Below are 15,314 nucleotides of genomic sequence, written 5' to 3' on the forward strand. Positions count from 1 at the left end.
GATATGAAACTAATTAAAAATAAAATAATAAAAACGTTAGTAATAGCAACGTTAATAACTAGTGCTGTGTCATGTTCTGATGATTTTCTTGATCGTGCACCTCAAGACACCTATAGTGTAGATGATTTTCATTATACCAATGAACAAGTTATTTCAAGAATAACACCGTTATATTTTAAACCTTGGTTTAATTTTCACAATAAAGCATTTTTTGCTATAACAGAAGTAGGTTCAGGAAATATGTTTACCTATTCTTCAGATGTGAATAGTATGGTTCAATTTTCCATTACAAGTTCAGACCCTGAATTACTTAATGCATGGAAAGGCCTATTTGCAGTTGTAGCACAGTCAAATGATCTGATTAATAACTTAAGAGGTAAAGTAGGACCGGCTGTAGATGCAGAAGTGGTAGATAACGTTATTGGAGAAGCCTATTTTTTAAGAGCCAATGCTTATTTTTATTTGGTTAGATTATGGGAAAATGTGCCTATTATAGAAGATAATCAAAATATCGAAAGTATTCAAATCCCCACAAATCCAAGAGAAGACATATATAAATTTATTGAAATGGATTTAGAAAAGGCAATTGAACTATTACCGGAGAAAGTTAGAGGAATTGATTATGTTTCGAATATGAGAGTGTCAAAGGGGTCTGCAAAATCAATTTTAGCAAAAGTATATTTAGCAGAGAGTAAATATGTAGAAGCACAACAAATGGCAGGAGACGTAATTGGTAGTGGCGAATTTAAGTTACTTGGCGGAACAGAATTACCCAATATGTCTTTTGGTGATTTGTTTTTGACAGCAAACAATAACAATCAAGAATCTATTTTTGCGTTGCAATGGGTTTCTTCTGCAAATTATGGATCAGGTAGCAATTGTAATACTCAATTTGGTTATAGTTCCTATATTAATGAAGCAAGTTATGGAGGTGTTTTCGGTCCTTCTCAAGATATTTTAGGAGCTTATAGTTCATCTGATTTAAGAAGAAAAGAAACTTTTATGCTACCTGGAGATTATTATCCAAATCTTATTACAGAAGATGGAGGTCCTTTAACGGTGCCAAGTGATATTAATGCACAAAGTTCAGGATCAGGAATAAAAAAATATGTAGTAGGTAAGTCAACAGATGCTTCAGGGCCTTCAGATCAATGGGGTATGATGACAAATAATACTTATATTATGCGTTATGCAGACCTTTTATTAATTTATGCTGAAGCTACTTTGGCAGGAGGAAGTTCAACTACTAATGCAAGTGCATTGGATGCAATAAATGCAGTAAGAGCAAGAGCAGGATTGAGTGCCCTTACGGTTATGACTCGTCAGGATGTATTAACTGAGCGTCGTTTAGAGTTGGCATTTGAAGGAGATTATTGGTTTGACCTATTAAGAATGCCAAGAGCTGAAGCAATTAATATTTTGAGCAATCAAAATAGAGGAGATCAATATAATGCACAATATTATACACCTACAGAAGATGACTTCGCAATGCCTTATCCGGCTACAGAAATTGTTAAAAATCCTTTATTACAGGAAGATCCTGTTCCTTATGATTTTGGAGGTTAATATAAACTTTAAAACTATTTTGAAATGAAAAATATTAAAATCTTTTTTACGATTGGTCTTTTGGCAACATTATCCTCTCTTTTTCACTCCTGCAATGATGATGAAGTATACACAGGATCAGGAAGCCAACCTGAAATATCTAGTGTTAGTCTGGCAACAACAGATGTAGAAACAACTGTTGGTTCCGGAGGAAACATGTATATCATTAGAGGTGTCGGTTTTGCAACGTTAAAAAACATATATTTTAACGATTTTGACACTTACTTTAACTCTACTTTGGTTACAGATAATGTTATTTTTGTGACAATTGATAAAGAAACTCCATATGGAGAAGACGCTATTCATAAGCTGAGAATTGTGACTAAATATGGTGAAGCAGAATACAATTTCACAATTGCTCCACCTGTACCTTCTCTTAAAAGCTTTCAGCCCGTAAATGCTGCTGATGGCGAAGAATTTACAATTTATGGAAATTACTATGTAAATCCCATAGTAAAAGTTGGTGGAGTAGAAGCAACAATTGTTTCTTATACACTTACTGAAATTGTAGCAATAATGCCTCCTAATTCTGATGGTAAATATGTTACAGTTGAAACACTTTCAGGAATTGCTGAATGGGAAACTGCTGTGGGAACTGCCATCTATGACGATAATTTTTATGGGGCTTGGAATATTGAAGAATGGAATAATCACGTATATGTAACAAATTTAGAAGATGCATTTCAAGGAGTTACTTTTTTCAAAAAAGATATCTCAGGTTGGGATAATATTCAAAGTAATTGGGTTTGGGATGATCAAATCTCTCAATACACAGGAATTAAACTTGCCGTTCGTTCAGATGATGAAGGAAAGCTAGAACTTATTTTTAATGGGGATTGGAGTGATGCTACAGAACGTCAGTTTACTACAACAAAAGAATGGAAAGAAGTAAAATTCACTTGGGAACAATTAGGAAATCCTACTCAAATACAGAATATAACTTTTAAAGAATTTACAGGAAGTACCCATACGTATTATTTCGATAATATAACATTTACAGTAGATTAATCTATAAATATATTTGAATTAGTTGTTGATCGAAGCATCTTGATTTTCAAGATGCTTTTTTTTAAAATTATAAAAATGAACAAAAAGAGCATTATCTTATCAATAATACTGTTCTCTACATTTATTATACAAGCCCAAAAATTCATAGGTCTTGCAGAAAAACCGCCTATGGGATGGAACTCATGGAATACTTTCGAGGTAGAAATTAATGAAAAGCTAGTGAAAGAAACAGCCGATTTGATGATAACAACAGGAATGAAAAATGCAGGCTATGAGTATATCGTATTAGATGATGGCTGGATGACTAAAGAAAGAGATGAAAATGGAAATTTAGTCCCTGATCCGGTAAAATTTCCAGGAGGGATGAAAGCTTTAGTAGAATATGTTCATTCAAAAGGCTTAAAGTTTGGATTATATAATTGTGCGGGAACTCAAACTTGTGCAGGTTATCCGGGAACAAGAGGTTATGAATACCAAGATGCCCGATTTTATGCCGCTTTAGAAATTGATTTTTTAAAGTATGATTGGTGCAATACCGAAGGAATTAATGCTAAAGAAGCATATACAACAATGAGTAAAGCACTTAAAGCAGCAGGCAGACCAATTGTTTTTAGTCTTTGTGAATGGGGCGATAATCAACCTTGGCTGTGGGGTGAACCAATTGGTAACTTATGGCGTATTTCCGGAGATATTTACCCGTGTTATGATTGTGAATATGTTCATAAAGAAGCTGCCGAACCTTGGTCATCTTGGGGATTCTTTAAAATTGCAGAAATGCACAAAGGAATTCGTCAATATTCAGGATCAGATCATTGGAATGATTTTGATATGCTAGAAGTTGGAAACGGAATGAGCTATGAGGAAGATAAAAGTCACTTTGCATTATGGTGTATGTTAGCTTCACCATTAATCGCCGGAAACGATTTCAGAACAATGAAAAAAGAAACTCTTGATATTCTGACTAACAACGAATTAATAGCAATAAATCAGGACAAATTAGGAATACAAGGGTTTAAATATAGTGACGAAAATGATTTGTCTATTTGGGTAAAACCGTTAGAAAATGGAAATTGGGCTATCAGTTTTTTTAATAAAAAGAACGAAGAGCAAACGATCAATTTTGACTGGAAGGCGCACCAAATTAAAGATGAAGTGAATAATTTGGAACTTTCTTTTATTAAAAATAGTTATCAAGTTAGAGATGCGTGGGCACATAAAAATTTAAAAACAACTAAAAAGTCATTTAAAACCCAAATCAAATCGCATGATGTTGTTACTTTAATCTTAAATAAAAAATGAAGAAAATAATAATATTACTATTTCTTGCATGGGGAAGCTTTTTGCAAGCCCAATTCGTTAAAAAAAACGGATCATTACAAGTTGAAGGAACACAATTGGTTAATCAATATGGCGAACCAGTTGTATTGAGAGGAATGAGCTTTGGATGGCATAGCTTTTGGCCACGTTTCTATAATAAAGAAGCCGTAAAATGGCTCAAAAAAGATTGGCACTGCAATGTAGTGAGAGCAGCAATGGGAATTGAAGTAGGAGATAAAGGAAAAACGTATAAAGACAACCCGGAATTTGCTAAAGCAAAAATTAAAGCGGTAATTGAAGGAGCCATTAAAGAGAATATTTATGTGATTGTAGATTGGCATAGCCACAATATAAATTTAGAAGAAGCCAAAGAATTTTTCACAGAAATAGCAAAAGAATATGGCAAATATCCCAATATCATCTATGAAGTTTTTAATGAACCTGACGATGAAACATGGGAAGAAGTAAAAGCGTATGCAGAAGAAGTAATAAAGACAATAAGAGCGATTGACCCCAATAATATTATTCTAGTAGGATGTCCACATTGGGATCAAGATATTCATTTGCCTGCAGCAAATCCTATAAAAAATGTTAAAAACCTAATGTATACCATGCATTTTTATGCAGCAACCCACGAAAAATGGTTAAGAGATAGAGTAGATGCAGCCATAGAAGGCGGATTACCTGTTTTTATTTCAGAAAGTGCTGGAATGGAGGCAACTGGAGACGGACCACTAGATTATCAATCTTGGCAGGAATATATTGACTGGATGGAAAATAAAAAATTGAGTTGGATTACCTGGTCTGTTTCTGATAAAGATGAAACATGTTCCGTTCTTCAAAAAACTGCAAAATCAAAAGGAAAATGGAAGCTATCAGATTTAAAAGAATCCGGAATAAAAGCAAGAGAATACTTAAGAACTCTAAATAAAGGAAACTATTAAAAATAAAGCACCTGAAAGGTGCTTTATTTTTTGTTAATAAAAAGATAAAATTTTACTATTCCAACCAAAGGCTAATAGTGAACTTTTTATTGTATAACAAGTTGATTTTTTTGAAAAAACTAAAAAGAGAAGGTTTTGTTATTTTATTTTTGAGATTAATTTAAAAAAGCTAAAAAAGTATAGCGTTCCAATATCGTTGTTAGACCCTATTTTTCATTTTAGATATTTCCGAAATGACTATCTTCGCAGTGCTAAACTTAATTTCAAAGTAATTTCTTTTTGGAGTTAAGTCTAAAAAGAAAAAAATGTCAACGAAAATAGAGAAAAAAAATTACGCAGCTATAACTGCTATAGGAGGTTATGTTCCGGAACACAGACGAACTAATTTGGAGCTGGAACAACTTACAGAAACATCAGATGAATGGATTGTAAAACGAACCGGAATCAAAGAACGAAGAATTCTGGACGCTGATTTAGGAACTTCCGATATGGCAGTAGGAGCGATTGAAAATCTTCTGGAAAATTATTCTAAAAAATTAGAAGATTTAGAAGCCGTTTTAGTAGCTACATCTACACCGGATATGCCTATGCCGGCAACAGCAAATATCATCTGTGAAAAATTGAATATTAAAAATGTTCTGGCTTTTGATTTAAATGCGGCTTGTTCAGGCTTTCTATATGCTCTTGATATGGGAGCATCACTTATTGAGAGCAATCGTTTTAAAAATGTACTGGTAATTGGCGCTGATAAAATAAGCACTTACGTCAATATTCATGATAGAACTACTAATATTCTTTTTGGAGACGGAGCAGGAGCCGTTTGGTTAGAAGCTTCAGAAGAACCAGGGATTTTAGATGCTAAGTTACTAAGCAACGGAGATGGAAGAGAGTTTTTAAATATCGAAGCCGGAGGAACCTTATATCCTTATGATTATGAGTTAGTTGGAAGTGAAAAAAGATTTATTAAACAAGAAGGAAAAGTGGTTTTTAAACATGCTATAGAAGCTATGAGTAAAACTTGTTTACAAATTTTAGAAGAAAACCAATTATCTATTGATGAAATAGATTGGTTAATACCGCATCAGGCCAATAAAAGAATCATTGAAGCTGTTGGTCGAGAAATTAAAATAGCAGAAGGTAAAACACTGATAAATATAGAACATTACGGGAACACTATAGCTGCAACTATTCCGCTTTGTATATGGGAAAATACCCATCAACTTAAAAAAGGAGACTTAGTAATGCTAACAGCTTTCGGAGCCGGGTTTTCTTGGGGAGCTAGTTTGTTGCGCTGGGCAATTTAATAAATAATAAAAACAGCTATTTTAAAAAAGATAGTAAAGAGGCAGTCAATTGACTGCCTCTTTACTATCTTTTTTTGTTATAGAAACTTTTTAAAAAGGAGTGAAATAAAAATAAGGCAATTGCCTTATTTCATCGTGTAGTTTATTTAGAGAATTTTGTTTAATCCATAATTCAAAAAATAACTATAATGAAAGTACTTACAAAAACTACCGTTTTTTCTTTTTTGGTTTTCTTCCTTACGTTAACCGATTTAGCTACAGCACAAAAAATAATTTCTTCAGAAGAAATCACACCTCAACTTTTAAAAGAAACTTTTGAAAATGCTTATATAGAAGTTGAAGAAGTGGCCGATACTTATATTAAAGTAAAAGACACTTATTCTGTATTCATCGATATTGATCCAAGCAAAAGATATGTTACATTCTCAGGAGTTTATCAAATAATTGATGGAGCGAGTAAAGAAAAAGTATTAGAATTAATGAATAAGATTAATGGGGAAGTGGCATTGATCAAAATTGTATATTCTGAAAAAGCCAACAATGTGGGCTATTACTATTACTTTTTTATAGAAGGTGGATTTACCCAAAAATCTTTAGTAGGAGCATTGAAACTGTATAAAAGCGCTTTAAACCTAAGTTTAGCAAAAGATACTGAAATGCTAATTAAATAAAGATGTTAAAAATTGAATTCAATAGTTTTATGAGAGTGATGTTCTGGATTGTAGTAGTAATCATTTTACTATTGAATGTTTTAATTTGTTTAATATAAATAGTAAAATATGAAAAAAGTAATATTTAAAATAAGTTTAGTTTTAGCTCTTTTTAGTATAATTCTTTCTAATGCTCAAAGCATAAGCGAGGTAAAAACTAAAGATAGAAGTGTAGGAACAAATCAATTAAAAAAGAAACCTAAAAAAGTATTTGTAAACGATTTTGTGGTGCATTATCAGTTTTACAATCAAAAAGAAAAAAGTTCAAAAGGCGGAATGTTTAATGGCGTCTTAAAAGGTGATGCTAAATCAAAACTTTTTTTAGGTTTAGACAATTTAACTGAACAAGATTTTAAAGAAGTTACCGATGATTTGTTTACCGATTTTAAGAACCAATTGAATCAAAAAGGATACGAATTTGTTGATGGTAAAAATTATGAAAAATCCGATGCGTTTAAAGGAAGAGAGCGCATTGAAAACTATCCGGTTGCCTATGATGTTTTCCCAGGTGTTGCTTCTGTTCGACCTTCAAATTATGCAATGTATTCTTCTAATGAGAACATGTTCAAAATAAATTATGGTTCAAAATTGTCTAAAGATTTAGATGACGCAGTAGTTGCAAACGTTGAGCTGTTTGTGTTTTTTATTGAAGATAAAAACTCTTGGGCGCAAAAAAATAAAAGTGCCAACATTAAAGTAGAAACGCAATTGAGAATTGTAGCTTATGACAACGTTAAGGCTGTTAATGAAAAAGAAATAAGTAAGTTTCAGGCACTAACCGTTGGAAAGAAAAAACAAGTCGATATTCCTGCTCAAAGCCAAATAGAGTTTACTTGCGGTAGAAATCCGATTGGTGGTTCTCCAGATGTAAATTATGTTGGAAATCTTAAAAACGACATTACAATTGATGGCGCTTTTGTGAATACAACAATAAAAAATGATGCTAAAAACGATGAAGATTATATAGGAACTAATACTGCTTTTGGTAAAGTATATAGGGCCAATAATATAACGGTAGCCAATAGTTATATTTTACCGGTGGATGTTGAAAAATACAAACAAGGCGTACTAAAAGGCGGAAATGCTTTTATAAAATCGCATATTGAAAATATGTTAGACTAAATTTTAATACAATCGTTAAAAGCTGTTCCGTTTGGTTCAGCTTTTTTATTTACTTTTTATATGAAAAAATACAGTACAATTTTATTGATTTGTTTGAGCTTTATTGCTTTTGCTCAACAACCTGAGGTTTCTTATCAAGATTTAGGATTTACTAAAAAAATCAAAAAAGTGGAAACTTTCTCTTATTCCTTGGAAGATAAAATGGTTACCGATAAATCGAGTGATAGTTATGATTTTGATGAACAAGGTAATATTTTGCATCACGAATATCATGTTTATGGAAAATATGCAAGTTCAACTTCCGAAAACTCCATGTATGAAAATGGACTTCTTGTTAAAAGAGAAATTTTGGTTAAAAACCGACCAAATTTTAACGCAACACTAACTTTTCAATACGATAAAAAGAAAAATTTAATCCAAAAAACGTATCAATCAGCTCAATACAAAAATGTTTTCCATTTTACGTATGACAAACAAAACCAACTTTCAGAGATTAAAGGAATTTATGCCAAAAATCATTCGGTAGAAAAATTTTATTACGAAAACGGAAGATTGGTAAAATCGGTAGAAGAATATTTTTCTAAAGATACGGTTCAGTCTAAAACCATTAAGCTTTACATTAACAAAAAGCCGGTAATCGAATATTATTCAAACGATGCTTTTTTAAAAGCGTATTTGGAAGATGAAAAAGAGCGCATTATGTTGCAAATGAATTATCCTGAACCTATTCAAAATGTAAACGGAATTGGAACTGAAATTCAATATGAAGAATTAACGGTTGCCCAATTAAAAGAAGGTTTAATGAATGAACGCAACCAACCCTATCGTAAAATTGAAGTCAAAGAAATCTTAAAACCAAATGGTACAAACGATTGGATTGCAAAAGCAGGAATCGATACTCGTTACAATCAACACACATATTACGTTTTTAGAAAAATTACGTATGCTGATGGTTCGGTTAGTGGTTCCACAGATTTTAATATTTTTACAGTAAATGAGTTAAAATCAAAACTGAATGATTAAAAAAACACTGCATTTATTCTATTTAGTAATTCTGTTACTTTTTTGTTCCAATGTTTCCCAACCCGGAATTTACAACGCAGGCGGAACCGCTTTTACCATGTTGTTTCCGCAAGATTCGTTGACGTATAAAAAAGTTCAAATGCAAGAAGAAGCCATTTATATCCAACTTTACAAAGGTTTTGCTGTGGTAAAAGGGAAATATAAAATGGTAAATGCTACTTCAGAAAAATTGCATTTTACAATGGGTTATCCTATAAACGGAATTTACAACGGAGGAGGAGTCGATTTAAACGCAGTACAGTTAGATTCGTTATATAAATTTAAAATTAAAGCAAATGGAAACGAATTGCCAATTAATGAAATGCAAATTGGAGACTCGGGTAATACCAGAACTTTTAAAAATGAAAATTGGTTAACCTGGTTTGTAGATTTTAATCCCAATGAAAATAAAGAAATAGAAGTATATTTTTTAGTCAATACAAACGAAGGGCGCATTACCAAAGGATATTCGAAAGAGCAAAAAAATGCATTTATTTATTTACTTGAATCGGGAAGTGTGTGGAAACAACCTATCGAAAATGGAAAATTTAGTATTGAATTAAAAGACGGATTAAAAACGGAAAATATTGCTGGAATTTCTTCTCATTTTAATTTTCAAGTGAATGAAACAGAAGATATTTTGATTGGAACCAAAACTAATTTTTCGCCCACTCCAAAAGATAACTTGATTATAACGTATGGAGAAACAATTCCCAATTTCGATTTCCAAAAATATTTAGAACAATCTGATGATTTGTTTAAAACGGTAGAGACTTTTTCACAGCAAAAAAATCATGGAATTTTACAGTCGTTTAAAGCTAAAAGTCCTTATGAAGTAACACCCGATTTTTGGTCATTTTTACCAGCTGTTATATTTATTTTAGCCATAGCTGCACCTTTTATTTTAGCTATTTTTATTATTTACATTGTCGTAAAGATTTTTAAAAAAAAGCAGAGAAACTAAAAATCAAAAAGCGAAAAAAATACGGCAATTGCCTTATTTCTTTTAAAAGTTATCAATTATTACTTTGTAATAAAATGATAATCATGAAAATAATAAGAATTTTAATTTTATTTATCAGCCTTAGTGCAATTGCTCAGCAAGGAAGTTTTATTTATCAAAATGATATAAGAAATTTAAAAATACTTTTAAACAAAGAGCAAACCCACTGTTTACTTTGGCTTGCAGACGGAAAGAGTTATGGCTTAATTTATGATCTACAAACCGGAGAGCAAGTAAAAGAGGTTATTTTTACAGGCTATACAAGTGATAGCAATTTTAAACCGCATGTTTTTGATTATTATAATGATAATGCAATAATAGCAGGTTGGGATAATAATAATCTACAATCAGAACGTTATTTTATTTGGGACGAAGCTTCAAATAAATTTTACACTGGAGATGAATTACCTGCTCAACATGGAATCATTAACGATGTAATTGGAGATGAAATCGTTTTCTCCTTTACCATTTATGATAAGAACAGTAAAGGACAACTTAATTTGAAAAAACCATTGCATAGTTTTGTACAATTTTATAATTGGAAAACTAAAAAATGGAGAGGCTATAAACACCCCTATAAGGTAAAGGATAACCTTTATTCTAAAAGTTTAATATTGTTTGAAGATGGTAGTAAAATTAAATATTTAGATTTAAAATCACTTCAGTTTTTAAATACAACAAGCCCCGGTTTTGATAATATAGTAACAAATTTTCAAGATGGAAACGTGTATGCTGCAAAATATAATAAAGGAATTGATAAAGTTGCATTGTTTGATGTTACTACTTTAAAACTAGGTTCGTTTAGTAAAGCACCTTCACATAATAATTTAGATTATTATTGGGGAGAAATGACTAAACATCATGTTAAGTTAGAAAAAAACAACAGTGAAATTGATTTGGTAATTACAAATAAACAAACCAAAGACACAAAAAAAAATAGAATTACCACATCTAATAAAGACGAAGCAGAAATAATTTCTCAAAGAGTTAATTCTTTAAAAGAATTAAGGCAAAACAAATCAAAACAAGAGTTAAATCAAAAATATGCGAGTCAAATTGCAGAAATGAAAGAATGGGAAATAAATTTTCAAACTTTACCTAAAAACTACACCCACAATTATAAAAACGTAAAAGGAACTGATATTACCAGTTTAAAAATGTCAAAACGTTTATATCTGTCTTCAAAATCAACAGTTTATGCAATTGGTAAAGTATTTGAGTGCGAAGAATCTAAAGTGTTTCTTGTAATGTTAAGAGGACCAAGTGCAGAAGGAACAGAATCGGTTTACGCTCTTTTAAAAACTGATCATTATGGAAATCGCTTACAATATCAAATTGTTGCCCGATCAGTTTCAAATAATATAGGCTACATACAAATGGATCAATTTTCTATTACTACGCATTTAAACAATAACACTACAGTAGATGTGATTGAGAATTATATGGGAAAAGAAACTAAAAGGCAATATAAAATGTACTGTATAAACTAATAATCAATTTTAAATTATACAACAGAATAGTAAAAATAAGGCAATTGCCTTATTTTTTTTGCTGCATTCACAAACTAATTTTACTCATGAACAATTAATAGAATAGCGATGAAAAAATGTACTCAATTAGTAATGTTAATTTTAACCACTTTTTGTTTTGCACAACAAAATTTTGGTAACCAAGCCGGAAAAAAAGAGGTAAAAAAAGGATTAATTTCTTTTGAAACTTTTACTGCAGAAAATGGAGATGTATCCTATGGTTTTAGAATGGACGGACTCATAGTAGGTCCTAATATGATTTTACATACTGACGGTAAAACTACTTATGTAAATTATAATAAAGATCATCAAAAAGACGGGACTTTAGTTGAAATGAACAAACAACAAGGAACAATTGAGTTGTATACCTATAGAAAAGATCAAAAAGACGGACCTGCTTTTAAAATTGCAAACGGAAATGTGGAATGGAAAAAACAATTTGCAAATGATAAGGAAGATCCAAATGGTTATAAAGCAAAAGTGACCGATTATGGTTATGGTCAAAATTCAAATGGATTTAACGGATTTAATGTGGAAAAGTACGATAATGGCTCTTATGCAGTTGGCTACTTTCTGTTTTCAAAAAGATCATTTCCTGCAATTCAAGTTTGGAAAAATGGGGAACAATACATGGGACAACATATTCAAGGTTTAAGAAAAGAATTTGGCGTATATTTTTATGAAGACGGAAGTAAATATGTAGGTTTTTGGCATAAAAATTACAAAGAAGGCTTAGGTTTCAAAATTGATAAAAATGGAAATATTATTGAAAAAGGATATTATGAGGATAATGTAATTAAAACGCCACTTTAATTTTATGAAATCTTTTTTAGCTTCAATATTTCTCTTGGTTGTGTGCTTTTCTTTTGCACAGCCCAATGGTTTTAATGATTATTATGCTGTTTTCATGGAGGGTTACAACAATAAAAACCTTCCAAAAATGAAAGAAGGTAGTGAATTGTTAAAGCTAAACTTTCCGGATGAATTTGCAGGATATTATCTAAATTCATATTACCATATTTGTTCAGGAAATTTAAAACAAGCACAAGTTGAATCTAACAAAGCGCTTAATATTCAGCCTTTGTTACCTTATTCTTATTATACGCAAGCCTATATTCACTACCTTAATAACAATGTAAGCGAAGCTGAAAAGAGTTTGAATTTTGCAGTTCAATTGAATACAGATAAAAATCCAGATGCGATTTTTAAAGATATGGATGTAATAGGCTATTTCCTGAGTAAAGATATTTCGTCTTTAAAAGGAAAATACAGCAAAATATTTCATACGTATAAAAATCCGGATTTAGCTTTACAATTCGATCAATGTTTCAATGGAGCTATCAAAGGAACACCTTGTGATAAAATAGATCAGTTGGCTGCAAAATACAATACGTTTCAACCTGTAAATCCGTTAATTTCAACATTAGTTCCATTAGTTAAAGCCACAAGTTTTTATGCTAAAGGAAATATAACGGAGTGTAAAAAACAATTTGAAACCTTTTTAAATAACTCAAAAGCAAATCAAGCGTTATATTGGCAACGAAGTTATGCTTATTGGTTCTTATCTATTTTAAAAAGAGATAGTTTTGACGAAAGAGGTGCTTTTTTAGACATTAATGCTGCTTTAGAGGAATATCAAAATTTAGGTTTTTCTTCTTACCAATTAGCAAACATGCAGTTACATAAAATACATGTTCTTAAACGATTAGGCGATAAAAAGCAAGAAAAGCTACAAATGGCTTATCAATTAGAACAAACGGCAAATGCTTTAAACAATAATTATTATAAAGCGAAAGCTTACAACTCCATCGGAGCTCATTATTTGTTAGACGGACCGCAACCTGAAATGAATAAAGCAGGCGAATATCTTAACAAGGCTTTCAATTTAGCAAAAAGTATTAATGATAAAGATTTAAGCAGAGAAGTTAACTCAAACTATATCATTATAAAAGCAAAACAAGGTTTATATACTGATGCTGCAAAAATTACGGAAGAAACTGCTCAAGGTTATATCTCCGACAAGGTATTTGATCATGCACAAAATTTATACAATAACTTGGGTTTTATTTTTTACAATAATAAAGATTATAAAAACGCCATTATCCAGTTTGAAAAAAGCATTGCTTTAGCCGAAAAGGTTAAAAGTACACTTAATTCTAAACAAAAGCTGGAATATATGAATGATATTTCGGGAGTTTACACCGGATTGATAATGAGTTATAAACAAACCAATAATGTAGAAAAACTATTTCAATTACAAGAGCAGAGTAGAAGCGGTTACTTAAAAGAAATGCTCAATAGTAATCTAACTACAGCAACTATTGTTGATGCTCAAAATCTTTTAAAAACAAATGAGGTTTTGTTAACCTATACTATTGGTCAACCGGGTGAAATTATTATTACCGTTATCACAAAAAACAAAGCTGAAATTCGTTACAACTATCCAATTGACCAGCTACTGGCATTAAAAAAAGTCTATACTGATAAAGTTAAAAAAATACCAGCCCAACTAAATCCTTATATGAAAGACTTACAAGTCGATTATAAAGACGGTCAATTAGTGCGCTATGCATCTAAGCAATCTGCGTATAAAAAAGATGATTTTGTAATGCTTGTCGAATGGACACGCCAATTATTAGAACAGGAAAATACGCAATTGCAAAATGTTCAAAATGATTTTCTTCATCTTTGGTACGATTTAGCTCTACAACCGGTTCAAGATGTTTTAAACAACCACTCTAAAGTAATAATTAGTGCTTCAGCTGAGTTAAATTATTTACCTTTTGAAACCTTTTTATCACCCAAAAATCAGTATTTTGTTTCAACTCATGACGTTCGATATATTCCTAATACCACTATTTGGAAAATTATTGCCAACAGGATTTATTCGTCTAATCGAAAATCTGTTTTAGCATTTGGAGGAGCAAAATATCAACCATCCGGAAATGTAAAACCAACGGTCAGAGGAATTGAAGATTTCTATAAAGTTTCTGATGCTGTAAATCAAAAAATTAGCAAAGGAATTTACAATTTTAAACCCGAATTAGAAGCACTAGGTTTTGGAGGCGCTAATTATTTGGCAGGAACATTACAGGAAGTAGAATTTGTTGGCAACTTGTCTAGCGATATTAAAGTCTATAAAGGGTTTGATATGAGCGAAAGTAATTTTAAAAAAGCAAATACTTCAGGAGAATTAAAGCAATATAAAAATCTATTAATTTCTACCCACGGATTTACCAGTGATATTATTCCTGAGTTTAGCGGGGTAATGTTTTCTCAACCCAATGGAGGTGATGGAAAAGAAGACACTTTTTTATTAGTGCCGGAAATTTCAAATTTAAGTTTAAATACGGATTTGGTCATTTTAAGTGCTTGCGATACCGGAATCGGTAAATTATATGGAGGAGAAGGAATCAACGGGTTAAATTCAGCTTTTTTAGTTGCCGGTTCGAATGCTACAATGCTTTCCCTTTGGCCGGTTAGCGATGCAGGAACTGCTTTAACCATGCAAAATTTGTTTAAAAAAGTAGTACAAGAAAATGCGAATACTGTTGAAACCTTAAATCAAATAAAAAGAGCGTTTATAAAAGGAGATTTTGGATCAGAATTTAAACATCCACAGTTTTGGGCGCCATTTCTTTACAATGGACGATAAGATTAAAATACGGCAACTGCCGTATTTTTTTTGCTTTTCATGTAAGATACTTTTA

General features: G+C 31.4%; 12 protein-coding genes. All 12 read left to right on the plus strand.

What is annotated here, in order from left to right; translation table 11 throughout:
• Positions 1–3 precede the first annotated feature (3 nt).
• The 12 genes from ACUSJC_RS00095 to ACUSJC_RS00150 all read left to right on the plus strand — a co-directional run bounded on the left by ACUSJC_RS00095 (position 4) and on the right by ACUSJC_RS00150 (position 15,259).
• On the plus strand, positions 4–1,566 hold the full coding sequence (locus ACUSJC_RS00095; RefSeq protein WP_449267513.1) for a RagB/SusD family nutrient uptake outer membrane protein: 1,563 nt from the start codon (positions 4–6) through the stop codon (positions 1,564–1,566).
• A gap of 24 nt (positions 1,567–1,590) precedes the next feature.
• A complete protein-coding gene (locus ACUSJC_RS00100) occupies positions 1,591–2,613 on the plus strand; it encodes an IPT/TIG domain-containing protein (protein ID WP_449267514.1) in 1,023 nt (340 codons plus the stop codon).
• A gap of 75 nt (positions 2,614–2,688) precedes the next feature.
• Positions 2,689–3,912: a glycoside hydrolase family 27 protein gene (locus ACUSJC_RS00105; RefSeq protein ID WP_449267515.1), complete on the plus strand. Its 1,224-nt coding sequence runs from the start codon at positions 2,689–2,691 to the stop codon at positions 3,910–3,912.
• The gene (locus ACUSJC_RS00110; RefSeq protein ID WP_449267516.1) at positions 3,909–4,874 is read left to right on the plus strand and encodes a glycoside hydrolase family 5 protein; all 966 of its coding nucleotides are present in this window, start codon (positions 3,909–3,911) and stop codon (positions 4,872–4,874) included. Before ACUSJC_RS00105 ends, ACUSJC_RS00110 begins: the two co-directional genes overlap by 4 nt.
• 305 nt (positions 4,875–5,179) lie before the next feature.
• Positions 5,180–6,178 carry a beta-ketoacyl-ACP synthase III gene (locus ACUSJC_RS00115; RefSeq protein WP_449267517.1) on the plus strand — a complete coding sequence of 333 codons (999 nt, stop codon included), beginning with the start codon at positions 5,180–5,182 and terminating at the stop codon, positions 6,176–6,178.
• Between the two features lie 188 nt (positions 6,179–6,366).
• Positions 6,367–6,849, plus strand: a complete 483-nt coding sequence (locus ACUSJC_RS00120; RefSeq protein ID WP_449267518.1) for a hypothetical protein — start codon at positions 6,367–6,369, stop codon at positions 6,847–6,849.
• A gap of 108 nt (positions 6,850–6,957) precedes the next feature.
• Positions 6,958–8,010 (plus strand): hypothetical protein, encoded by a 1,053-nt coding sequence (locus ACUSJC_RS00125; protein ID WP_449267519.1) that lies wholly within the window; start codon positions 6,958–6,960, stop codon positions 8,008–8,010.
• A 60-nt stretch (positions 8,011–8,070) separates the two neighbouring features.
• Positions 8,071–9,033 carry a hypothetical protein gene (locus ACUSJC_RS00130; protein WP_449267520.1) on the plus strand — a complete coding sequence of 321 codons (963 nt, stop codon included), beginning with the start codon at positions 8,071–8,073 and terminating at the stop codon, positions 9,031–9,033.
• Positions 9,026–10,036, plus strand: a complete 1,011-nt coding sequence (locus ACUSJC_RS00135) for a DUF4424 family protein (RefSeq protein WP_449267521.1) — start codon at positions 9,026–9,028, stop codon at positions 10,034–10,036. The genes ACUSJC_RS00130 and ACUSJC_RS00135 overlap by 8 nt, the downstream gene beginning before the upstream one ends.
• Before the next feature lie 83 nt (positions 10,037–10,119).
• Complete coding sequence (locus ACUSJC_RS00140) at positions 10,120–11,565, plus strand: hypothetical protein (RefSeq protein WP_449267522.1); 1,446 nt, start codon at positions 10,120–10,122, stop codon at positions 11,563–11,565.
• Between the two features lie 108 nt (positions 11,566–11,673).
• Positions 11,674–12,417 (plus strand): hypothetical protein, encoded by a 744-nt coding sequence (locus ACUSJC_RS00145; RefSeq protein ID WP_449267523.1) that lies wholly within the window; start codon positions 11,674–11,676, stop codon positions 12,415–12,417.
• Between the two features lie 4 nt (positions 12,418–12,421).
• Positions 12,422–15,259 carry a CHAT domain-containing protein gene (locus ACUSJC_RS00150; protein WP_449267524.1) on the plus strand — a complete coding sequence of 946 codons (2,838 nt, stop codon included), beginning with the start codon at positions 12,422–12,424 and terminating at the stop codon, positions 15,257–15,259.
• Positions 15,260–15,314 lie beyond the last annotated feature (55 nt).

Source organism: Flavobacterium sp. U410 (genome assembly GCF_053570605.1).